Source organism: Salinibaculum rarum, from assembly GCF_030505615.1.
GTDB classification, from domain to species: domain Archaea; phylum Halobacteriota; class Halobacteria; order Halobacteriales; family Haloarculaceae; genus Salinibaculum; species Salinibaculum rarum.
Genome location: NZ_CP129992.1, coordinates 656,587 through 676,315, shown reverse-complemented (window position 1 = coordinate 676,315; position 19,729 = coordinate 656,587). Strand labels below are relative to the sequence as shown.

At 66.5% G+C, this 19,729-nt stretch carries 22 protein-coding genes; 9 read left to right on the top strand and 13 right to left on the bottom strand.

Features of this window, described 5'->3' with window-relative positions:
- Positions 1 to 36: 36 nt before the first annotated feature.
- The 7 genes from mnhG to mbhE are packed head-to-tail and all read right to left on the bottom strand — an operon-like array spanning position 37 to position 6,164.
- The gene (mnhG, locus tag QYL91_RS03730) at positions 37 to 399 is read right to left on the bottom strand and encodes a monovalent cation/H(+) antiporter subunit G (RefSeq protein ID WP_302082039.1); all 363 of its coding nucleotides are present in this window, start codon (positions 397 to 399) and stop codon (positions 37 to 39) included.
- Positions 396 to 698, bottom strand: coding sequence for an MrpF/PhaF family protein (locus QYL91_RS03725; RefSeq protein WP_302082038.1), 303 nt, complete (start codon positions 696 to 698; stop codon positions 396 to 398). Before QYL91_RS03725 ends, mnhG begins: the two co-directional genes overlap by 4 nt.
- Positions 688 to 1,383 carry a Na+/H+ antiporter subunit E gene (locus tag QYL91_RS03720; RefSeq protein WP_302082037.1) on the bottom strand — a complete coding sequence of 232 codons (696 nt, stop codon included), beginning with the start codon at positions 1,381 to 1,383 and terminating at the stop codon, positions 688 to 690. Before QYL91_RS03720 ends, QYL91_RS03725 begins: the two co-directional genes overlap by 11 nt.
- A complete protein-coding gene (locus QYL91_RS03715; RefSeq protein ID WP_302082036.1) occupies positions 1,380 to 2,969 on the bottom strand; it encodes a complex I subunit 5 family protein in 1,590 nt (529 codons plus the stop codon). The genes QYL91_RS03720 and QYL91_RS03715 overlap by 4 nt, the downstream gene beginning before the upstream one ends.
- The gene (locus QYL91_RS03710; protein WP_302082035.1) at positions 2,966 to 3,337 is read right to left on the bottom strand and encodes a sodium:proton antiporter; all 372 of its coding nucleotides are present in this window, start codon (positions 3,335 to 3,337) and stop codon (positions 2,966 to 2,968) included. Before QYL91_RS03710 ends, QYL91_RS03715 begins: the two co-directional genes overlap by 4 nt.
- Positions 3,334 to 3,795, bottom strand: a complete 462-nt coding sequence (locus QYL91_RS03705) for an MnhB domain-containing protein (protein ID WP_302082034.1) — start codon at positions 3,793 to 3,795, stop codon at positions 3,334 to 3,336. Before QYL91_RS03705 ends, QYL91_RS03710 begins: the two co-directional genes overlap by 4 nt.
- On the bottom strand, positions 3,792 to 6,164 hold the full coding sequence (mbhE, locus tag QYL91_RS03700; RefSeq protein WP_302082033.1) for a hydrogen gas-evolving membrane-bound hydrogenase subunit E: 2,373 nt from the start codon (positions 6,162 to 6,164) through the stop codon (positions 3,792 to 3,794). The genes QYL91_RS03705 and mbhE overlap by 4 nt, the downstream gene beginning before the upstream one ends.
- A gap of 135 nt (positions 6,165 to 6,299) precedes the next feature.
- On the opposite strand from mbhE, the gene QYL91_RS03695 reads away from it, so the two are divergent.
- Both QYL91_RS03695 and QYL91_RS03690 read left to right on the top strand, forming a co-directional pair.
- Positions 6,300 to 7,043, top strand: a complete 744-nt coding sequence (locus tag QYL91_RS03695; RefSeq protein WP_302082032.1) for a DNA polymerase sliding clamp — start codon at positions 6,300 to 6,302, stop codon at positions 7,041 to 7,043.
- Positions 7,044 to 7,110: 67 nt separating this feature from the next.
- Positions 7,111 to 7,677 carry a cell division protein CdpA domain-containing protein gene (locus QYL91_RS03690; RefSeq protein ID WP_302082031.1) on the top strand — a complete coding sequence of 189 codons (567 nt, stop codon included), beginning with the start codon at positions 7,111 to 7,113 and terminating at the stop codon, positions 7,675 to 7,677.
- A gap of 28 nt (positions 7,678 to 7,705) precedes the next feature.
- Here the strand turns inward: QYL91_RS03690 and QYL91_RS03685 are convergent, their stop codons facing one another.
- The gene (locus QYL91_RS03685; RefSeq protein ID WP_302082030.1) at positions 7,706 to 9,067 is read right to left on the bottom strand and encodes an aryl-sulfate sulfotransferase; all 1,362 of its coding nucleotides are present in this window, start codon (positions 9,065 to 9,067) and stop codon (positions 7,706 to 7,708) included.
- A 114-nt stretch (positions 9,068 to 9,181) separates the two neighbouring features.
- Here QYL91_RS03685 and priL point away from each other — a divergent pair, with 114 nt between their 5' ends.
- Positions 9,182 to 10,249 carry a DNA primase regulatory subunit PriL gene (priL, locus tag QYL91_RS03680; RefSeq protein WP_302082029.1) on the top strand — a complete coding sequence of 356 codons (1,068 nt, stop codon included), beginning with the start codon at positions 9,182 to 9,184 and terminating at the stop codon, positions 10,247 to 10,249.
- Here priL and QYL91_RS03675 read toward each other — a convergent pair.
- On the bottom strand, positions 10,231 to 10,452 hold the full coding sequence (locus QYL91_RS03675; protein ID WP_302082028.1) for a DUF7472 family protein: 222 nt from the start codon (positions 10,450 to 10,452) through the stop codon (positions 10,231 to 10,233). The genes priL and QYL91_RS03675 overlap by 19 nt on opposite strands.
- A 157-nt stretch (positions 10,453 to 10,609) precedes the next feature.
- On the opposite strand from QYL91_RS03675, the gene QYL91_RS03670 reads away from it, so the two are divergent.
- Together QYL91_RS03670 and QYL91_RS03665 are read left to right on the top strand one after the other, a co-directional pair.
- On the top strand, positions 10,610 to 11,245 hold the full coding sequence (locus tag QYL91_RS03670; protein ID WP_302082027.1) for an SWIM zinc finger family protein: 636 nt from the start codon (positions 10,610 to 10,612) through the stop codon (positions 11,243 to 11,245).
- A 58-nt stretch (positions 11,246 to 11,303) separates the two neighbouring features.
- A complete protein-coding gene (locus QYL91_RS03665; protein WP_302082026.1) occupies positions 11,304 to 12,008 on the top strand; it encodes a type 1 glutamine amidotransferase in 705 nt (234 codons plus the stop codon).
- A 43-nt stretch (positions 12,009 to 12,051) separates the two neighbouring features.
- Here the strand turns inward: QYL91_RS03665 and hjc are convergent, their stop codons facing one another.
- A complete protein-coding gene (gene hjc, locus QYL91_RS03660) occupies positions 12,052 to 12,471 on the bottom strand; it encodes a Holliday junction resolvase Hjc (RefSeq protein WP_302082025.1) in 420 nt (139 codons plus the stop codon).
- A 123-nt stretch (positions 12,472 to 12,594) separates the two neighbouring features.
- Here hjc and QYL91_RS03655 point away from each other — a divergent pair, with 123 nt between their 5' ends.
- The 3 genes from QYL91_RS03655 to QYL91_RS03645 are packed head-to-tail and all read left to right on the top strand — an operon-like array spanning position 12,595 to position 15,393.
- Positions 12,595 to 13,311, top strand: a complete 717-nt coding sequence (locus QYL91_RS03655) for an ABC transporter ATP-binding protein (RefSeq protein ID WP_302082024.1) — start codon at positions 12,595 to 12,597, stop codon at positions 13,309 to 13,311.
- A 1-nt stretch (position 13,312) separates the two neighbouring features.
- Positions 13,313 to 14,542 (top strand): ABC transporter permease, encoded by a 1,230-nt coding sequence (locus QYL91_RS03650; RefSeq protein ID WP_302082023.1) that lies wholly within the window; start codon positions 13,313 to 13,315, stop codon positions 14,540 to 14,542.
- A gap of 50 nt (positions 14,543 to 14,592) precedes the next feature.
- Positions 14,593 to 15,393 (top strand): helix-turn-helix transcriptional regulator, encoded by an 801-nt coding sequence (locus tag QYL91_RS03645; RefSeq protein ID WP_302082022.1) that lies wholly within the window; start codon positions 14,593 to 14,595, stop codon positions 15,391 to 15,393.
- Positions 15,394 to 15,441: 48 nt separating this feature from the next.
- Here the strand turns inward: QYL91_RS03645 and QYL91_RS03640 are convergent, their stop codons facing one another.
- Both QYL91_RS03640 and QYL91_RS03635 read right to left on the bottom strand, forming a co-directional pair.
- Positions 15,442 to 16,719 (bottom strand): adenosylhomocysteinase, encoded by a 1,278-nt coding sequence (locus tag QYL91_RS03640; RefSeq protein ID WP_302082021.1) that lies wholly within the window; start codon positions 16,717 to 16,719, stop codon positions 15,442 to 15,444.
- A gap of 81 nt (positions 16,720 to 16,800) precedes the next feature.
- Positions 16,801 to 17,319 (bottom strand): hypothetical protein, encoded by a 519-nt coding sequence (locus QYL91_RS03635; protein WP_302082020.1) that lies wholly within the window; start codon positions 17,317 to 17,319, stop codon positions 16,801 to 16,803.
- Positions 17,320 to 17,499: 180 nt separating this feature from the next.
- Between QYL91_RS03635 and QYL91_RS03630 the strand changes: the two genes are divergently transcribed.
- Positions 17,500 to 18,381 (top strand): NAD(P)-dependent oxidoreductase, encoded by an 882-nt coding sequence (locus QYL91_RS03630; protein ID WP_302082019.1) that lies wholly within the window; start codon positions 17,500 to 17,502, stop codon positions 18,379 to 18,381.
- On the opposite strand, the gene QYL91_RS03625 is transcribed toward QYL91_RS03630, so the two are convergent.
- Positions 18,382 to 19,674 carry an amidohydrolase gene (locus QYL91_RS03625; RefSeq protein ID WP_302082018.1) on the bottom strand — a complete coding sequence of 431 codons (1,293 nt, stop codon included), beginning with the start codon at positions 19,672 to 19,674 and terminating at the stop codon, positions 18,382 to 18,384. It lies immediately after the preceding gene.
- Positions 19,675 to 19,729: the final 55 nt, after the last annotated feature.

Genomic DNA, 19,729 nt, shown 5'->3' with positions numbered 1-19,729 from the left:
GAGTCGTTCGTGGCAGCGCCGCTTCCGCGGCCGTTCTCACTCCGAGTCGCTGTCGTCGTCGCGTTCGGCCGGCCACGTCACGCCCCCGAGGAAGGGGACGCCGGTCTTCTGGGCGGCCCGCGAAATCATGTGCGCGCCGGTCGGGACCGTCAAAAAGAGGAAGACGATGCCAACGAGCGAGGCCAGCCCTGCGCCGCCGGGGCCAAAGTGGACGAAGCCGGCGACGAAGATAGCCGCCGTCCCGAGCGTCGTCGGCTTGCTGGTGGCGTGCATCCGGTTGTAGACGTTGGGGAGGCGCAGTAGGCCGATGGTCCCGACGGTGAGAAAGAACACGCCGACGACGACCAGTGCGACGACGGTCAGCTCTGCGACCGTTCCTGCCGTGGGCGTCGCAATCATAGTTCGTCCCCCCGCGTGATGATGTCGCCTTCGGTGACGTACTTCGCGACGGTGACCGTCGAGAGAAAGCCGATGATGGCGAGGACGAGGCTGACAGTCACGAACAGCCCGCGGTCGGTCTTCAGCGCGAACAGCACCGCGATGGCGACGACGTTCGTCGCGATGGCATCGAGCGCCACGACGCGATCGGGGACGGTCGGGCCGCGGATGACCCGGTAGCCACAGAGCAGACTCAGTCCCGCAACCGCGACCAGCGCGGCGTCGATGGCCGTCGCGGCCAGGCCGGTGTCAGCGACCATCCTCGGCACCTCCGTCGTGTTCGTCGCCGGTGTTCGGTCGCTCGTCGCCGTCTTCCGCCGTCGTCGCTGGGGTGGTGTCTCGCATCTGTCTCTCCTGAGTGGTGACGGTCTTCGGTTCCGGCGGGTAGTCGGGTGGGTGGACCCGAATCTCCGGTGGTGTGTCTCCGGGCGAGCGGTCCTCGTCGAAGATGGTCAGCGCGTAGTCCTCCCACTGGCGAATCGGCTCGACGACAGCCTCCGGGTCGCGGCCGTCGATGATGTGGACGTAGAGGGCGTTCTCGTCGGGGTCGTGGTCGAGCGTAATCGTTCCCGGGGTGATGGTGATGCTGTTTGCGATGGTCGTCACCCCGAGGTCAGTCTCGACGCGCAGCGGGATGTAGATGACCTGTGGCTCGATCGGCATCCGGGGTGCGAGCACGCGGTAGGTCACGTCGATGTTGGCGACGACTATCTCCCTGGCGAACAGCAGCGTGTAGGCGACGACGGCGGGCGCGGCGGACACCAGCCGCGTCACGTCGAACTCCTCCTCGTAGAGCCGTCGGAAAATAAAGGCGACCGGCATGCCCACTGCCAGCCCCACAAGGAAGGTCCCGGCAAGCGACGTGGGGGTCAGCGTCGCCCCGTTGACGAGCACCCACAGCACCGCGAAGGCGACGCCAGCGACCACCCAGCGTCTCGCGTTCATGACCCACCCCCAATTCCGACGATATCGACGTACGCATCGGTATCGAGAGCCGCCGTCGCCGCGGCCTCGGCAAACCGGTAGAGTGGGTCGAAGCCGATGCCGACGAGGACGACCAGCGCCGCAAGCGTCGCCAGCAACGCGACCTGGCCCCTATCGAACGTTGCGACCTCGACGCGGTCGGTCTGGCTGCCCCAGAACCCGCCCACCCAGACCCGCGTCGTGTAGACGATAGTCAGGACAGCGCCCGCCAGCAATACGCCCACCAGCGCGGCGTTCCCGGCCGTCGGCGTCCCGGCGTACTGGACGGCGCCGACCTCGAAGACGAGGAACTTCCCGAAAAAGCCCGTCAGCGGCGGGATGCCGACCAGCGAGAGGCTACCGACGAGCACCGTGACCGAAAACACCTGCGAGCGCTCGCCGAGGCCACCCAGGTCGGCCAGCGCCGTCGTCCCGGTGGCGTCGCGGATGGCCCCCGCCGCCAGGAAGAGCAGCCCCTTCGCGAGTGCGTGATGGAACGCGTAGACGAGCGCCGCGAGGATGCCGAGATGCCGGAGCGACGCCGAACTCGTTCCGGCGGCGATGGCGACAGGGATGGCGATAAAGCCGACCTGTCCGATACTGGAGTAGGCAAGCACCCCGTCGATTCGGTCGCGGCTGACCGCACCGAGGCCACCGAGGAGCGTGCTCGCGATACCCATCACAAGCAACACCGGCGCGAGGTAGGCAAGCGGCGACTCGACGGGGACGAACGGAACGGCTGTCGTCACGCTCGCCTCGCCGAAGACGGTGAAATACACCCGAACGATGGCGTAGATGCCGACCTTCTTGGCCGCGCCGGCCAGCACCGCCGCGACAGGCATCGGTGCCGCCTGGTAGGCCGAGGGCACCCAGAACTGGAACGGGACCAGTCCGGCCTTGAGCGCGAACGTGACCAGCAACAGGCCGGTAAAGCCGACGACGGGCGCACCGTCGAGCGAGGGGTCCGCGAGCTGGACCGCCATGTCTGCCATGTTCAGCGTCCCCAGCGTGGCATAGAGGCCGCCGATAGCGAGCAACATCAGGACGCTTCCGAGGGTGTTCAACACGACGTACCGGACCGCCGCGGCGGTGTGTGGTGCGTTCCCGTAGAAGGCGACGAAGACGTAGCTGCTCATCAGCATCACCTCGAACCAGACAAAGAGGTTGAACAGGTCGCCGGTCAGGAAGGCCCCGGTCATCCCGAGCAGGAGAAACTGGAACAGTGGATGGTAGTACACCCGCTGGTTGTCGGGGTCGACGAACAGTACCGAAAAGGCCACTGCGTAGAGTGCAACGACGGCGGTCAGGACGAGCATGAACGCCGCCAGCGCGTCGGCGACCAGCGTGATGCCGAAGGGTGCCTGCCAGCCGCCGACCTGGTAGGTGAGTGCCGTGGCGTCCGGCCGGAAGACGACCGTCCACGCGATGGCCGCGACCCCGCCCGCGTACGCGAGGACGCCGCCGACGCTTGCCGCCTGCTGGACGCGCGGCCACCGCCTGACGACGAGCACGAGCGCGCCGGTGAGCAGCGCAATCACGAGCGGCGCGAGGACGAGCGTGTCCGTCATTGCTCCTCACCGCCGCTCTGCTTTGGCCACTCGGTGACGTTCATCGTCTCGTTTTCCTGGTAGGCGCGGTAGGACAGCACGAGTACGAACGCCGTCATCCCGAAACTGATGACGATAGCCGTCAGCACGAGCGCCTGCACCAGCGGGTCTGCCGTCGTCACGGCGGGCGACTCGTGGCCGTGGGTGTCGAGAATCGGGACGAGGTCGAAGGTCCCCTCGGCGAGACCACCCATCGTGATGAGGTAGACGTTGACCGCCTGCGAAAGGATGGAGATGCCGAGGACGATTTTCACGAGGTCGTCGCGCAACAGGAGAAAGGTCCCCATCGCGAACAGCGCGCCGACCGTCAGCGCGATTGCGACGCTCATTCGTTGCCCACCACCGAGAACACCGTCAGGAGGCCGCCGACGACGACGAGGTAGATGCCGGCGTCGAAGACGAGCGCACTCGCCAGTTCGACCTCGCCGTACAGCGGGAGGTGGACGTACGTGAACGCCTGCGCTAGGAACGGCTCGCCAAGGAGCAGCGGGGCCAGCCCGCTGACGACGACGAGGACGAGGCCGACGGTGAACACCCGCCGGTAGGTGGTGACCGTCCGGTGTTCGTGGATGCCCACGTCGGGGTCGACCTCCCGACCGAGGACGCTCACCTCCAGGTAGTCGAGGTCGTAGGCGACGTAGACGAGCGTGAACGCCGCCACCGTGAGGATGCCGCCGATGAAGCCGCCGCCGGGCAGGTTGTGTCCCTGGAGGAAAAGCGAGATGGCGACGACCAGCACGATTGGGACGACGATGCGCGCCGTCGTCCGCATAATCGTCGTCGTCATCGCGTCTCACCCCGGCTTCGCATGGCGAGCAAGACGAGTACCGAAAGCGCCGCAATCAGAACGACGATACTCTCCCCGAGCGTGTCGAACGCCCGAAAGTCAGTCAGGATGACGTTGACGATGTTGGTCCCACCACCCTCCGGGACGGCCGCGTCGACGTAGAAGCGCGCCGTCTCGCTGAGTGGTTGGTCCGCTGGTGGGGCCGCGAGCAACACCGTGACCGTGGCCGTGGCACCGACGAATACCGAAAACACGCCGTCTCTGACTGCGATACGCCGGTCGAGTTCCCCGTAGTAGGCTGGCATCTGTTCGATGACAAGCAGGAAGATGAGCAACAGGAGCGTCTCGACGATGAGCTGTGTCAGCGCCAGGTCCGGCCCGCTCGCGAGGATATAGAAGATAGCGACCATCAGCCCCAGAATCCCCAGCGTCAACACGCCGGTGACGTGTGCCTCCGCTCGCGTCACCGCGACGGCCGAAAGCACTGCCGTCGCAAGCACCAGCACCATCACAATCGACGCATCGACCTGCACCGACGGTATCGCGACCGACGTACTCGCGTAGCCCGCCAGCGCGAGCGTACACGCCGTCGTCAGCCCCCAGATGACGTAGGTCCGTATCTGTCCGGTGTGGACGGCAGGGCCGAGCCAGGCACTCGCCGTCTCGACGCTACTCAACACTCGGTCGTAGAGAACGGTCGGGTGGACGACACTCGCCCGGGTGTGAAGCCACTCGATTGCGTTCCGGACCCGTCCGACGGCAGTGAAGCCGGCGGTTCCGACTGCGAGCGCGATTGCGCTCATCACCGCCGGCGGGGTGAGGTGTGTGGGCAGTTCGGCGTGGACTTCGACGGGACCGACCGCGGTCGCTTCGGCGGCGTCCTGGACGATGGCGTCGAGTGCCAGCTCGGGGGTGACGCTTGTGACCGCCACGAGCACGGCGAGAATCGCCGCCGGAGCGACCAGTGCCGGGGACGGCCGGTGGTCGACAGTCGCCGTCTCGGGCCGGTCGCCGACGAACAGCCAGATGAATCGAAGCGAGTACACCACGGTGAAGATGCTGGCAAAGACCGCAAGCGCCGGGAACAGCCACGCGAACCCGCCGCTGGTCGTCGCGGCGTCCCAGGTTCCCGCAAAGAGCAACTCCTTGGAATAGAAGCCACCGAAGGGCGGGACGCCTGCCATACTCAGGGCTGCCACTCCAGTGATGGCCGCGGTCACAGGCAGGTCCCGCCACAGGCCACCCAGGTCGTCGATATTTCGCGTCCCGACCTCGTGGGCGACGATGCCGGCGACCAGAAAGAGCGCCGCCTTGAACAGCGCGTGGTTGAACAGGTGGTAGGCCCCGGTCTCGGCGCCGTAGTGTGACTGCAGGCCGAAGCCGGCGACCATCAGCCCGAGGTGACTCGCCGTCGAGTACGCGAGCAGTTCCTTGATGTCCGTCGCCAGCACCGCGAGGACGGCACCGACGGTCATCGTCACCAGGCCGAGCGTCACCAGGATGGCCGTCCACTCCGGGCCGTGAAAGAGCGGGCGGAGCCGACCGAGCACGTAGACGCCGACCTTGACCATCGTCGCGGAGTGCAAGAACGCGGAGACGGGCGTCGGTGCGACCATCGCTCGTGGTAGCCAGAAGTGCAGTGGCACCTGGGCGGATTTCGCGCTGGCGGCGACGGTAATCAGTGCCAGCGCCGGGAGAAAGAGCCCGCTCTCCTCGAGTGACCTGCGCATCGTCTTCTCGTTTGCGAGCATCGCCGCGAGGTCGAACGCCCCACTGTCAAACAGGCCGCCAGCGGCGACAGAGAGCAGGAGTGCGCCGACGAGCAGGCAGAGTCCGCCGCCGACGGTGACGAGCATCGCCATCCGCGCGGAGTACCGGGACTCGTCGTCGTCGGTGTAGTAGCCGATGAGGACGAACGAACAGACGCTCGTGAGCTCCCAGAACACGAAGAGCACGACGAGGTCGGCAGCGAAGGCGACGCCGAGAATCGAGCCCATGAAGGCAAGCAGCGTCATGAAAAAGCGACCGAGGTTGGGTTTGCCGCGCATGTAGCGGGCGGCGTAGACGAAGATACAGACGCCGATACCGCTGGCAAGCAGCGCAAAGAGCAGCGCCAGGCCGTCAACGCGGAGCCGAACCGCCACGTCGAGGGCGGGAATCCACGAGACGGCGACAGTGCCCTCGCGACCGACCTGCGAGGCGACCAGGCCGAACGATGTCAGCGCGACGAGCGCACCGGCATAGCCCAGCCCCTCGTCACGCAGGCGCTCCCCGCCGAGCGCGAACAGCCGGTAGGCGAGCGGCGTCAGGACTGCACCGAGAAATGGCAGCGCAATCGCCGCCAGTACGGCCCCCTGTTCGGGCTCCATTGAGTATGTGCTCTCAGAATCAGGTGCAACTTAACTCTGGGCCATTCCCCTCGCCTGTCCCGGGGAGATGCGCCTGCGCGCCCGCGAGTGCAAGCAAGTGCCTTTTTAGGGGATGGGGGCGTACCGGTTTTCAAGATGTTCAACGCCATCGTGAGCGCGGACACGCTCCAGGCGACACTCGACTCTGTGGGCGTGCTGGTGGACGAATGCAAGATCCACCTCGAAGAAGACGGGCTGGAGATTCGGGCGGTCGACCCCGCCAACGTCGGCATGGTCGACCTCAGACTCTCCGCTGAGGCCTTCGAATCCTACGAGGCAGACGGCGGTCTCATCGGCGTCAATCTCGTCCGGCTGATGGATATTGCCGGCATGGCCGACTCCGACCAACTCGTCCACCTCGAACTCGACGAGGAGACGCGCAAACTCCATATCTCTATCGACGGCCTGGAGTACACGCTCGCGCTCATCGACCCCGAATCGATTCGCGAGGAACCGGACCTGCCGGACCTGGACCTCCCGGCGACCATCGTCATCGAGGGTCGTGACATCAACCGCGCAGTCACCGCCGCCGACATGGTCAGCGACCACATCGAACTCGGCGTCAACGACACCGACGAGGTGTTCTACGTCAAAGCCGAGGGCGACACCGACGACGTCCATCTGGAACTGGACACCGAGGACCTCATCGACCTCGCGGTCGGGCCGGCCTCCTCGCTGTTCTCGCTTGACTATCTGAAAGACATGGACAAGGCCATCCCCTCCGACGCCGAGGTCACGATGGAACTGGGCGAGGAGTTCCCCGTCAAACTCCACTTCGACATCGCCGAAGCTCAGGGGAAGGTCACGTTCATGCTGGCGCCCCGCATCCAGAGCAACTGACGAGACCGGTCGCTGTCTTGCCTGCGTCTGACGCATCGTTTTGTAGCAGGACCGACAACCAGCGAACATGCCAAGTCTCGACGAGGCGTACAACCGGGACCGCGTTACCGAGCGGGACCCCCGCCGCGTCGCCGGTGGACTCTGTCTGGGGGTTGCGGGTGCGCTCGCAATCCTCGCGGCCATCGTCCTCGTCGCCGTCGCTGGTGCCACCACGCTCGCGAAAGCACAGGCCGGCGTTCTCGCCGGACTGGGTGTTCCGGCGATGTTTCTGGCCGTCGTCCTCGTGTTGCCCGCGAGCACCCGCGCCCGACTGGGCGTCGTTGCCGGTGCCGTGCTCTCGGTGGCCGGCGTCTGGCTGTTCTGGGAGGCCTACCCGACGCGGTGGACTCGCACCGCGAATCCGATGGCCTTCGAGACGGTGATGGTGTACGGACTCGGCGGGGCCATCGCGCTGTGGTTCGTCTTCAGTGCCGTCGCCTCCTTTCGCCGCCGGAACAACCCACAGGGCACTGTCGAACTCGAAGTCGTCCGGCAGGGCGAGACAAAGACCGTCGAGGTCAGCCGCGACCGGTATCGCCGCATCCTCGGCGACGGCGGCGACGCCAGCGACGTGATTCGGGAACTCGACGAGTAGCGACGGTCCGACCCTCCAGCGCTGTGAGTTATCGACCGACCAGCGACCGGAGTCGAGCGCGCGACCAGTAGGCCTCGACCAGCAGCCACGTCAGTGCGGTCCCGCCGAACACGAGCGCGGTCACGAGGTCCCAGAACGTCATCCACGACGGCGCGACGTAGAGCAGGCCGTTGACCAGCGGGCCGGTGACAAAGGCGACGACCCAGCCGACACCGGTCTTCCGTTCGGTCTCGCTCCCGGCGTCTGTCTGCTGGTTCGTTCCGTTTGCGAGTGCGAACTTACTTTTGCCAGTTGCACTCTCCGGGCCCGTCCCGAGGCGTTCGGCCTCGTAGGGGGTCGGCACGTCGACCTGCCAGACTATCTCGTCGGTCTCGTCGAGTTCGAGCACTCTGTTGCCCTGTGAATCGCTCACGAGCGTGTGGCCGCCGGGCAGGCGGTCGGCGTCGCGGGGCCAGCGGATCTCGTCGTCCTGCCAGGTCCAGCTCTGTCGCCACTGGCCGTCGATGCGCTGGTACTCGGCGACGCGGTTGTTCTCCGAATCACCGACGACGACTGCCGGGCCGCCGCGCGACTCGGGGATGTAGTCCGGGTTGTGCTGTTCGTAGAGGATGCCGTAGGCGTCCTCCACGCCGAGCGTCCAGTTTCGCTGGAGGTCGCCATCGTCGCTGAGAAAGACCACCCGGTCCTGGTTGCGAAGGCTCACCATGATGCGCCCGTCGTCGAGCAGTTCTACGTCGTTGAGGTGGGTCCAGTCGCCCTCCCGGCCGCCGCTGTCGGGGTCGAGGTCCGACTCGGCGCGCCACTCCCACCCGATGCTGTCGGTGGTCGTATTCAGGACGAACACCCGGTCGTCGGCGATGTCCGCGACGAGAAGTCGCGAGTCGTCGACCCGGTCGACGTCGTGCCAGATGTCCCAGTGGGTCACTGCCGTGTGTAACCGCTCGGTTTCGCCGGTCGTGAGGTTCGTTCGCTCGATTGCGACCTCTGCACAGCCGTTCTCGAACGTCTCACTCGTCTGCGCTTCGAGCGATTCGGGACACTGGTCGTATCGGCTCCCGGCGACGTACAGCACCGTCCGTGACCCCGGTGGGTCCGGGTCCACGTCGAAGTAGTTTCCGTACGTGTCGTTGTGATAGAGCGTGCGCCCGTCGGCGGCGAAGGCGACGATAGCGGCCGTGCCGCTGTTGCCACCGGGCGGGTCGGTCGTGATGACGGTCGGGTTGTCCCGCTCGCCGACGACCTGCTCGCGGTCCGAAAACGGGGTCGCGGTCTGATTTTCGGCCGCCGACACTGCGTCTGACGGTGTCGACCCCCAGCTGAGAGCGAGCGCGCTGGCGGTGACGAGGAGGACGGCCAGACAGAGCCCCCGAACGACTGTTCGCCTGTCCATTGTGGGACCATTAGATAGCTCGTCGGCAAGACGGTCACGAATCCGGCAGCCCACAGGGAGTACTCGCTGCGGTGACCGCCGGGTTTTTGCTGGCCCGCCCACAACCGAGTGGCGATGAAGCCACTCCACGCGCGCTATCCCTTTCTCGACGCCGCTCGGCAGGCCGTCCAGGCGGCGGAGGTTGACCTCGCGGCGGTCGTCGCCGACGAGTCGGCCGTCGTCCAGCGCGCACTCGCCCGTGTGGAGGGGGCCCTGCAGGACGGCACCGTCGGTGACACACACCGCCGGCCGCGCGTGGAGTTGCTCTCCTATCCCGTCGCGCGTGTCATCGTCTCGCTCGTCGACGAACACGTTCTCACGCGCAAGTACGCCCGTGCCGAGGCCGCGACGGCGTACGACCGCTTTACCGATGACTTCACGAGCGACGACGCGCTCAAGAGCACACAGACCGAACAACTCTCGCTGGAGGTGCTTCTCGGCGAGTTCGACCTCGCCCGGTCGGTCCGGGAGACGCCCGACGGGTACCACGTCGATGTGGGGGCGTATCTCGACCACGCCGCCGACCAGCGCGAGGACGAGTGGCGACTCGTCAACCGCGATTTGACCGACGGCGAGGTGCCACTGAGCGAGCAGGACCTGCTGGTGTTGCTCCGGCAGGCGGTCAGTCACCGCATCGAGGACGGCCTCCCCTTCGACGTGCCCGACCCTATCGGGACCCATCTGGACAGCGAACTCGAACACGTCCGGGAACTGCTGGCGGACCTGGAGTTGACCCGCGATATCGACACTGTCGTCCCCGAGATGTTCCCGCCCTGCATGAAGTACCTGCTCGACCAGGTCCAGAAGGGCAAACATTTGGAACACCACTCGCGGTTTGCCATCGCCTCGTTTCTGACGAGCATCGGGATGGAGACCGAGGAAATCGTCGAGCTATTCCAGGTCAATCCCGGATTCGGCGCGGAAGCCACCCGGTATCAGGTCGACCACATCAGCGGCGAGACCAGTCCGACGGAGTACTCGCCGCCGTCGTGTGCGACGATGCAGTCCTACGGTGACTGTGTCAACATGGACGACCTCTGTGAGAAAATCTCGCATCCGATGGCCTACTACGAGGCGAAGTTGGACGACTCCGACGAGGAAGAACTGACCGACTGGCGCGAGCGTCAGGAGTCGAATTCCTGACGTTCGAGCCACAGTCCCACGAGCGCCATCACGACGATGAACCCACCGAGTAGTCCGACGAGCGCGACTCCACCGGTCGCCGATACCGTGCTCCCGCCGTTGGTCCCATAGGTCTGGCCGACGAAAAACAGGCCGGCGACGAAGGCAGCGACTGCGAGACCGGCGACGAGAATTTGTCTGACGGTCTCTTCGTCGAGTTCCATGCCCGCCGCTTTTACAGGGAGGGAGAAAAGCGTGTCGAACCCCCTCTCAGCCGGGAATTCGGGCGACGGAAGTCCCGTCCTCGGCGAACGACTTACCACGCTCCAGCACCTACGTTTCGAGTGGACACAGTCGTGAAAACGACGGCGTCCGTGACCAATGAGCGACTCCAACACGCCGAGCACGTACCGCAAGAGCGCACTCGCACCGGACCTCCGGGAGATGCCCGACCGGACGGTCCGCGCGTGGGTTGAGCGGATGGCCGTGCGACACCTGGGCGGGGCCGACTACGCCGTCGACAGCCAGAGCGGTGCGACCTACGTGGTCGACGCCCGCGAGGGGACCTGCACCTGCCCGGACGCGACAATCCGCGACGAGACGTGCAAACACCAGCGCCGGGTCGCACTCGAAATCACCAGCAGACGCGTCCCGCCGCCGGGCAAACGCCGCGTCGACTGTGCGGCCTGTGGCACGGAGACGTTCGTCCCCGAGACCAGCGACCCGCCCGCCCTCTGTGGGGCCTGCCGGCTCGAACCTGGCGACGTCGTCCTCGACCGGGAGACGGGCGACCGGTTGGTGGTCGTCGTCGTCACCGGCCGCCGGGCCGACGAGGTACCCGTCGAGGCGGCCGATACCACCGTCGCCGACTACCCGACCAACGAGGGGTATCCGACCGACGACATCGTCGTCGAGGTCAGCTACCTGACAGACGCCGCGACCGGACGGGCTCGCACATACTCGTTCCCTCACTCCCGACTCCAGCGCACGGACGGCGCCGAACTCGTCGACGCCTGACGCGTGTAGCACTTGCACCGACCGTCGCTTTGATGCACTCGCCGGGCCGCTTTCTGGCATGCGCGTTCACTACCTCCAGCACGTCCCCTACGAGCCACCCGCCGCAATCGCTGACTGGGCCGGCGAGCGCGACTACGAGCTGACCGGGACGCGCCTCCACGAGGGTGAGACACTGCCGTCGCCCGACGAGTACGACCTGCTGGTCGTGCTGGGTGGGCCGATGGGCGTCCACGACACCGACGAGTACCCCTGGCTGCCAGCCGAACGGGACCTGATTGTGCGGACACTCGAGACGGAGACGCCAGTTCTCGGCATTTGCCTCGGCGCTCAGCAGGTCGCGGACGCTCTCGGTGCTTCCGTGTACGCTCACGACGAACGGGAGGTGGGATGGTTTCCCGTCGAGACGACCGGCGCTGGCGCCCACTCGCCGCTCGCACCGCTGGTCCCCGAGTTCCCTGCCTTTCACTGGCACGGGGACACCTACGAGATTCCTGCCGGTGGCACCTTGCTCGCGAGGACGCCGACCTGCCGGAGTCAGGCGTTTCTCGCGGCCGACGGGCTGGCGCTTGGCCTGCAGTTTCACCTGGAGGCGACCAGGGAGAGCGTCGGTGCGCTGGTCGATGCCGTCGACGGCGAACCGGGCAGCGGCGCGTCCGTCCAGCCTGCCGCCGAGTTGCTGGCCGCGGACGCACCGTTCGAGGACATCCGGGCGGCACTCGACGCAGTGCTCGATTCGTTCGTCGCGGGCGTGACGACACCGTAGCGGTCGCCGGCCACCTCTCTGGGTCGGTTGCCAGCCGCTGGCGTCAGAACTCGTCGAGACTGGTCCGGGTGGAGTCGCCGGTCAGCTCCTCGAAGTCGGTGCCGTCGGCGAGGGCAGTCTCCTTTTTGACGCGGTAGTTGCCGCCGTCGGTGGTGTAGAGGTCGTCGGGGTGGAAGAAGTACCAGTCCTCGCGGTCGAAGCGGACGCCGACGCGGGCGCGAGCGCCGAAGTTCCGCGAGAAAAAGAGGAGCGACTCGATTTCCTCGGCGTCGAGATAGATCGGGTCACCGGCGGAGGATTTCGCCTCGATGGCGTAGAACTGCTCGCCGTTGCCCGCGAGCACGTCCGGGAGGTCCCGTTCGGTCGCACTGCCACTGGCCGGGGCGCGCATCACCGCGAAGCCGGCGTCGTCGAGTTCGTTCACCAGTTCGCGCTCCATCCGGTCACCCTTCGCGTTCGACATTGGCAGTATCTCGCCGACGGAGCGGCTTAAATCGTCTGTCGCCGGGCCGGTGTCGCGTGGGGCGCCGAATCGTCTGGCCTGTGCTGACACACCTTATTTGTCGTTCCACGCCCTAGGGAAGCCGTGTCACAGAAGGTCTCCACAGAACCGGCGGCGGACACCGTCGTGTCGCTGTCTTCGGTCACCAAGACCTACGACCTCGGCGGCACGGTGACCGCACTCGACGACGTGTCACTGACGCTCGAACGGGGTTCCTACACCGCGGTGATGGGGCCCAGCGGGTCGGGCAAGAGCACGCTCCTGAACCTCGTCGGCGGACTCGACACGCCCACGAGCGGGACCGTCTCGGTCAACGGCACCGACCTCGGAACGCTCTCGGAGCCGGCTCGCGCCGACGTTCGCGGGCGGGAGGTGGGCTTTGTCTTCCAGACGTTCAACCTGATGCCACGGCTCACGGCCATCGAGAACGTCGTTCTGCCGCTCACGTTCCAGGGGTGGGGTCGCGACGAGCGCACCGAGCGCGCCCGGGAGTTGCTCACGGCAGTGGGGCTGGCCGACCGTCTCGACCACAAGCCGCCGGAACTCAGCGGCGGGCAGCGCCAGCGTGTCGCCATCGCCCGCGCGCTCGCGGCCGAACCGGCCATCCTGCTCGCCGACGAGCCGACCGGCAACGTCGACACCGACACCGGCGCCCAGGTCATGGAGTTGCTCGGCGAGGTCAACGCCGAGGGGCGGACCATCTTGCTGGTCACTCACGAGCGATACATCGCCGAGCACGCCGACCGCATCGTCCACATGCGCGACGGCCGAATCGAGCGCGTCGAGGAACTGGAGGCGTAAGATGGACGCACGCGAAACCCTCCGACTCGCGACCCGGTCGCTGCGCGGCCACAAACTCCGGTCGACGCTCACGGTGTTGGGTATCGTCATCGGTATCGCCGCTGTCGTCACGTTCGTCACGTTCGGTGCGAGCCTGAAAGCCGACGTCGTCGGGCAAATCGACGACTCGGCGGCGAACAACATCTACCTGCTCTCGTCGTCCGAAAGCGGTGGCGGGCCGCCGACCGGTATCCGTCCCGTCTTCACCGAGACGGACATCGAGACGGTACGCGAGTTAGAGGGAGTCGACAGCGTCGTTCCACAGGGACAGGTGGGGATAAGCTCACTCGCCTACGGCAATCGCACGGTCGCTCAGGGGACGGTGACCGCGACCACGCCCGCAGCCTTCGATGGGGCGACGTTCCGCGACGGCAGGGGGTTCACCGCCGGCCAGAACGAAATCGTCATCAACGAACAGGCGACCCGCCTGTTCGGCGGGAACCTCTCGGTGGGCGACCGGCTCACAGTCTCCTTTCGCACGGCCGGGACGCGGACGCTGACGGTCGTCGGTATCGTCAACCGGACGGGCGCGCAGTTGCCCTTCGAGTCGTTTGTCAGCCAGCCCCGGTTTTACGTCCCGACGGAGCCGTTCTACGACACCGTCGTGGAGACGCCCCGCGGGACCGACGAGCGGGCCTATCCGCAGGTGACTGTCGTCGCAGACCCCGCCGCGGTCACGACGGCACAGGGCAACATCGAGGCGTATTTCCCCGACTCGGACGCCACACAACTCCAGCCCCCGGAGTACGAACTGACCGCCCAGACCAGCGGTGACATCGCCGACGGACTCGAAGACCTGGTCGACCGGCTCACCCGGTTCGTGACCGGGCTGGCGCTCATCTCCCTGCTCGTCGGCGCCATCGGCATCGCCAACATCATGCTGGTCAGCGTCACCGAGCGGACTCGCGAAATCGGCATCATGAAAGCCGTCGGCGCGCGCAATCGCGACGTACTCGTGCTCTTTCTGGCCGAGTCGAGCCTGCTCGGTATCGTCGGCGCGCTCATCGCCGTGCCGGTCGGACTCGCCGGTGCGTGGGCGGCGACGGGCTACGCCGACATCGCCCTGACGCTTCCGTTCGAGTGGTTTGCCGTCGCCGTCGGCGTCGGCATCTTCGTCGGTGTCGTCGCCGGGCTCTACCCCGCCTGGCGGGCCGCCCGCGTCGACCCGATCGACGCGCTCCGGCGGGAGTGAGACCGCTGGCGGCCAAAACTATAATTAGATGCTTTGCGACACACTGGGTGATGGCTGATACGTCCGCCGCAATCGACACCCTGTCCTTTCTCACGCGCTCGGAACCCCGGACGCGGATACTGCTGCAACTGCTGTCCTCGGGCTCTACGTCGCGCCGACAGTTCCGGGACCGGTTCTCGGTCTCCCGGTCGACGATTACGCGCGCGCTCACCGCACTCGAGGAGCGAGGGCTGGTGGGCCACGACGGCGCGACGTATCACCTCACGCCGACGGGTCGAATCGTCGCAGAGACGATTGCGGATGCCGTCGACACGTTCGAGGTGACTGACGAACTGTCGACGTTTCTCGAGTGGTTCCCCTACTCGGACCACGACATCAGCCTCGACGAACTGAGCGCGGCCGACATCACCGTCTCGACTGACGTCAACCCCTACGCGCCGTCGCGCAAACACGCCAAAACAGTCAGTGAGCACGACCAGTTTCGGATGCTGTTGCCCTCTATCGACCTGCAAGTCGCCCGGAGCACCGACGACCGGCTCAAGAACGGCGACCTGGAACTGGAAATGATAGTCACGCCGGAGGTCGAGGAGACGATTTCGACCGGGGAGTTCGCGTCGCTCCTTCGCGAACAAATCGAATGTGGCAGCATGACCGTTCTGGTCAGTCCCGAGCCGATACCCTTCTATCTCGGTCTCTCCGGGAGCGGCACTGTCCAGGTTGGCGTCGAAGACGACGAGGGATTCCCACGGGCGGTCCTCACCGCCGAGACCGACGCGTTGCGGTCGTGGGGTGAACGGGTGTACGAACAGTTCCGTGCAGACGCACGGACGAAGCCGGCCGCGGAGTTCTGAACGACGACTGGCTTCCGAGTCTAGCCATCCGGTCCGGGTGCCGCCAGGCTATGTGCCGTGTTGCCAGCTCCCCATGTACTCGCGCTGGTCGCCGGTCAGCTCGTCGTAGGCGACGCCCTCGGCGTCGAGTTTGATCTCTGCGACTTCCTTGTCCAGTTCGTCGGGAACGTCGTGGACGCCGGGCTCGTAGTCGTCACCGTTCTCGACGAGTTCGCGAACGCTGACCGCCTGGACGCCGAAGCTCTGGTCCATCACTTCGACCGGGTGGCCCAGCGCGATTGGCGTCGCGAGGTTGACCAGCCGTCCCTCCGCGAGGACGTTCAGCCGGCGGCCGTCGGCCATCTCGTAGGCCTGGACGCCGTCGCGGGCCTCGTAGGTGTCGACGGCCTTCTCAGAGAGTGCGTCGAGGTCGATTTCCACGTCGAAGTGGCCGGCGTTGGCCAGCAGGACACCGTCCTGCATGGCGTCGAAGTGCTCGTCGACGATGACGTCGCGGTTGCCGGTCGTCGTGATGAACACGTCGCCTTTCTTTGCGGCTTCGGCCATCGGCAAGACGTCGTAGCCTTCCATGTGGGCTTCGAGCGCGCGGCGTGGCTCGACTTCCGTGACGACCACGTTGGCGTTCTGGCCGCTGGCTTTCTTCGCGACGCCTTTGCCACAGTGGCCGTAGCCGGCGACGACGACGGTCTTGCCGGCCCACGAGAGGTTCGTCGTCATGGCAATCGAGGCCAGCGAGGACTCACCTGTGCCGTGGACGTTGTCGAACAGGCGCTTCATGGGGGTGTCGTTGACGGCGAACATCGGGTACTCGAGTGCGCCGTCCTCGTCCATCGCGCGCAGGCGGTGGACGCCCGTGGTCGTCTCCTCGGCACCGCCGACGATGGAGTCGATGAGTTCCGGGTAGTCCTCGTGGATAGCTGCGACGAGGTCCATCCCGTCGTCGACGGTGATGGTCGGTTCGTGTTCGATGACCGCCTCGATGGCGGCATAATACTCGTCGTCGTCGACGCCGCGGCGGGCGTAGGAGGTGACGCCGTCGACGGCGTCGAGCGCGGCGCTGACGTCGTCGTGTGTCGAGAGCGGGTTACAGCCGGTGATGGCTACTTCGGCGCCGCCGGCGGCGAGTACGTCCGCGAGAATCGCGGTCTTTGCTTCGACGTGCATCGCCATGCCGATTCGCTGGTCGGCGAATGGTTGGGTGGCTTCGAACTCCTCTCGCAACGCGGCCATGATGGGCATGTGCTGGCGTGCCCAGTCCATCTTGCGCTGGCCGGACTCGACGGCGTCGGCGGGGTCGTCGAGCTGCTCGCGGATAGGGGGTGTCATGCTCGAAGGATAGGGAAGCGGTCAAAAAACCCTACCGAAGCGGGCGCGGAGGAGATGTCGTCGATTGTCGGTCACACCGAGTCAGCGCGGACCCGCGTGTGCAGGCGGTCCGCGGCGCTCGTCGCTTTCTTCGTCACCGTCGCTTTCGTCTTCTTCGTCCCCGTCGCTATCCTCACGCTCGTCGTTGGGGCCAGCATCGGCAGGTGGCCCGCGGGTCTCGTTGTCGTCGCTCGGACCGGCGTCAGCCGGCGGGCCCTGCGTGCCGTTTGGACCCACGTCTTCCGGTGGCCCGCGAGTCTCGTTATCGTCCGTTTCGTTTTCGTCGCCACCCACGACCCAGGCCGGCGGTCCGGCGTGGTCGGGCGCGTTGCCGGGGTTGTTCGAGACGACGAACGAGGCGACGAGCGGACCGAGCGGCCCGGTCTCGTTTTCTTTCGCGCTGTCGACGAACAGGGAGACCTGCATGCCGAAGGAATCGGACTCGTTGCCTACAGGGTCGTCCGGCGTGTTACCTGCGTCTGCGGCCACCGCGGCTCCCGCCAGCGGCGTCGCACACAGTAGCAGCGTCGCCAACACTAGTGCACACAGTTTACGCGTCATGCTCACTCTGTGCTGTGACTGTCTTCCCCCTAAACCCCCCTCGTGGTTCACCGCGTTCACGAGTCGTTCACGACCGCTCAAACGCGCTTAAAATCGTCCATTCGGTTTACAAACGATACTCGCCGTTCAACAGCCACTCGCGGCGGAACGCATTATTGAGTCGCGTTCGAACGCCCATCTATGGAGCAAATCGGCTTCATCGGACTCGGCGCGATGGGCGAACCGATGGCGTGGAACGTCGCCGACGACTACGACCTCGGGGTCTACAACCGCACTGCCTCGAAAATGGACCCGTTCGCGGACGCCGGCGTCCGCACGTACGACTCGCCGGCCGCGCTCGCCGCGGACTCGGAAGCCATCGTCACGATGGTCACCGGGCCCGAGGCGCTTCGAGCGGTCACACTCGGCGATGACGGCGTTCTGTCTGGACTCCGCGAGGGGACTGTCGTCGTCGATACCTCGACTGTCTCCCAAGGTGCGACCGACGAGGTGGCCGCCGCTGTCCGTGGGGCCGGCGGCGCCTACGTCGACGCGCCCGTTCTCGGAACCGTCGGCCCTGCGGAGTCCGGTGACTTGCTGGTCCTCGCGGGGGCCGACGAGGATATCTTCGCCGAAACGGAGTCGCTCCTCTCGGTGTTCGGCGACGTGCGCCACGTCGGCGGCGTCGGCGATGGAACGAGCATGAAACTCACGACGAATCTCATGCTCGGTGTGCTGATGGAGGGCTTTGCGGAGGCGCTGGCCTTCGCCGACGGGCAGGACCTGCCGCTGGGGGAGGTCCTCGACGTGATTCAGGGCGGCGTCCTCGGTGCGCCGCTGTACGACTACAAGGGGCCAGTCGTCCGCGAGCGTGACTTCACGCCGCAGTTTCCCGTCGACTTGCTGTTCAAGGACCTGAATCTCGTCCTCGACGCGGCTGGCGAGACGGCGGTGCCCCTGCCAGCGACGGCGGCGACCCGGGAGGCCGCCAGCGCGACGCGGGCGCTCGGCCACGGCGAGGAAGACATGATGGCGCTCTTGAAACACCTCGAATCGGTCACCGGCCACACTGTCGGGGAGTAGTCATTCCGCCCGTGCGACGAGTGCCTGTGCGCGCTCTTCTGCCTGCTCGCGCGCGGCCGCTTCGTCGATGGTCGTCAGCTCACGGTCGCGCATGAGTACCTGGCCGTCGCAGACGGTGTGGCGCACGTCGCTCCCGCGGACGGCGTAGGCGAGGTGACTCACGAGGTCGTGCTGTGGGGTGAGGTGCGGGGCGTCCAAATCGACGACGGCGAGGTCAGCGTTCGCGCCAGCCTCGATGCGCCCGCTGTCGATGCCGATGGCGTCGGCGCTGCCCTGTGTCGCAATCTCGACGGCCGTCGCCGCGTCGACGGCGCTGGCGTCGTCGGCGGCGAGTTTGCCAAGCATCGCGGCGTCGCGCAGCTCGCCGAACATATCGAGGTCGTTGTTCGAGGCTGCGCCGTCCGTGCCCAGTCCGACTGTGACGCCGGCGTCGACCAGTTCCTGGACGGGTGCCATCCCGCTGGCGAGTTTCATGTTCGAGGCCGGGCAGTGGACGACGGCGCTCCCGCGGTCAGCGAGGAGGTCCATCTCCGAGCGGTCGACGTGGACGCCGTGGGCGATGAAGGAATCGTCGGCCAGGAGTCCGAGTTCGTCGGCCCAGTCGAGCGGTCGCCGGTCACGCTCGGAGACGATTGGGTCGACCTCGTCGGTCGTCTCGTTGGCGTGGAAGTGAATCGGGACGCCGGCATCCGTCGCTTCGGGGGCGAAATCGGCGAAGTGCTCCTCGAAGACCGTCGTCAGCGAGTGGGGCGTGAACATCGTCTGCACGCGGCCGTCGGCCGTGTCGTCGTACTCGCGGGCGAAGTCGATGCCCTCCCGGAAGTCCGCGCGGGCGCTCTCGTCGTCCTTGCCCACGGAGATACAGCCGTGACCCAGTCTGGCGCGAACGCCCGTCTCGGCGACCACGTCGGCGACTTCGGGCATGAAAAAGTACATGTCGGCGAAGGCGGTCGTCCCGGAGCGAATCATCTCGGCGATGCCAAGGCGGGCGCCGGCGGCGACGTCGTCGGCCTCCAGTTCCGCTTCGACCGGCCAGATGTCTTCCTGGAGCCACGCGTCGAGTGGTTTGTCGTCGGCGTGGCCGCGAAAGAGCGTCATCGCGACGTGGGTGTGGGCGTTGACGAGGCCGGGGATGACGAGGTCGCCGTCGGCATCGAGCGTGTCGTCGGCCCCGCCGAGTCCGTCGCCGACGGCTTCGATTGTGCCGCTGTCCTGGTCGAGCAGTACGTCTGCTCGTTCGACGGTCGCGTCGGGCCGGAGGACGCGCCCGCCGGTGACGAGAAGTGAACTCATACCGCGGCGTTTGCCGCCAGGGAGTGTCAATCCTCGGATTGAGAGCGTCAGCGTC

Bases quoted from the DNA above. Each gene is read 5' to 3' on its own strand.
- mnhG (WP_302082039.1), bottom strand. From the start codon at position 399: ATGATTGCGACGCCCACGGCAGGAACGGTCGCAGAGCTGACCGTCGTC.
- QYL91_RS03725 (WP_302082038.1), bottom strand. From the start codon at position 698: ATGGTCGCTGACACCGGCCTGGCCGCGACGGCCATCGACGCCGCGCTG.
- QYL91_RS03720 (WP_302082037.1), bottom strand. From the start codon at position 1,383: ATGAACGCGAGACGCTGGGTGGTCGCTGGCGTCGCCTTCGCGGTGCTG.
- QYL91_RS03715 (WP_302082036.1), bottom strand. From the start codon at position 2,969: ATGACGGACACGCTCGTCCTCGCGCCGCTCGTGATTGCGCTGCTCACC.
- QYL91_RS03710 (WP_302082035.1), bottom strand. From the start codon at position 3,337: ATGAGCGTCGCAATCGCGCTGACGGTCGGCGCGCTGTTCGCGATGGGG.
- QYL91_RS03705 (WP_302082034.1), bottom strand. From the start codon at position 3,795: ATGACGACGACGATTATGCGGACGACGGCGCGCATCGTCGTCCCAATC.
- mbhE (WP_302082033.1), bottom strand. From the start codon at position 6,164: ATGGAGCCCGAACAGGGGGCCGTACTGGCGGCGATTGCGCTGCCATTT.
- QYL91_RS03695 (WP_302082032.1), top strand. From the start codon at position 6,300: ATGTTCAACGCCATCGTGAGCGCGGACACGCTCCAGGCGACACTCGAC.
- QYL91_RS03690 (WP_302082031.1), top strand. From the start codon at position 7,111: ATGCCAAGTCTCGACGAGGCGTACAACCGGGACCGCGTTACCGAGCGG.
- QYL91_RS03685 (WP_302082030.1), bottom strand. From the start codon at position 9,067: ATGGACAGGCGAACAGTCGTTCGGGGGCTCTGTCTGGCCGTCCTCCTC.
- priL (WP_302082029.1), top strand. From the start codon at position 9,182: ATGAAGCCACTCCACGCGCGCTATCCCTTTCTCGACGCCGCTCGGCAG.
- QYL91_RS03675 (WP_302082028.1), bottom strand. From the start codon at position 10,452: ATGGAACTCGACGAAGAGACCGTCAGACAAATTCTCGTCGCCGGTCTC.
- QYL91_RS03670 (WP_302082027.1), top strand. From the start codon at position 10,610: ATGAGCGACTCCAACACGCCGAGCACGTACCGCAAGAGCGCACTCGCA.
- QYL91_RS03665 (WP_302082026.1), top strand. From the start codon at position 11,304: ATGCGCGTTCACTACCTCCAGCACGTCCCCTACGAGCCACCCGCCGCA.
- hjc (WP_302082025.1), bottom strand. From the start codon at position 12,471: ATGTCGAACGCGAAGGGTGACCGGATGGAGCGCGAACTGGTGAACGAA.
- QYL91_RS03650 (WP_302082023.1), top strand. From the start codon at position 13,313: ATGGACGCACGCGAAACCCTCCGACTCGCGACCCGGTCGCTGCGCGGC.
- QYL91_RS03645 (WP_302082022.1), top strand. From the start codon at position 14,593: ATGGCTGATACGTCCGCCGCAATCGACACCCTGTCCTTTCTCACGCGC.
- QYL91_RS03640 (WP_302082021.1), bottom strand. From the start codon at position 16,719: ATGACACCCCCTATCCGCGAGCAGCTCGACGACCCCGCCGACGCCGTC.
- QYL91_RS03635 (WP_302082020.1), bottom strand. From the start codon at position 17,319: ATGACGCGTAAACTGTGTGCACTAGTGTTGGCGACGCTGCTACTGTGT.
- QYL91_RS03630 (WP_302082019.1), top strand. From the start codon at position 17,500: ATGGAGCAAATCGGCTTCATCGGACTCGGCGCGATGGGCGAACCGATG.
- QYL91_RS03625 (WP_302082018.1), bottom strand. From the start codon at position 19,674: ATGAGTTCACTTCTCGTCACCGGCGGGCGCGTCCTCCGGCCCGACGCG.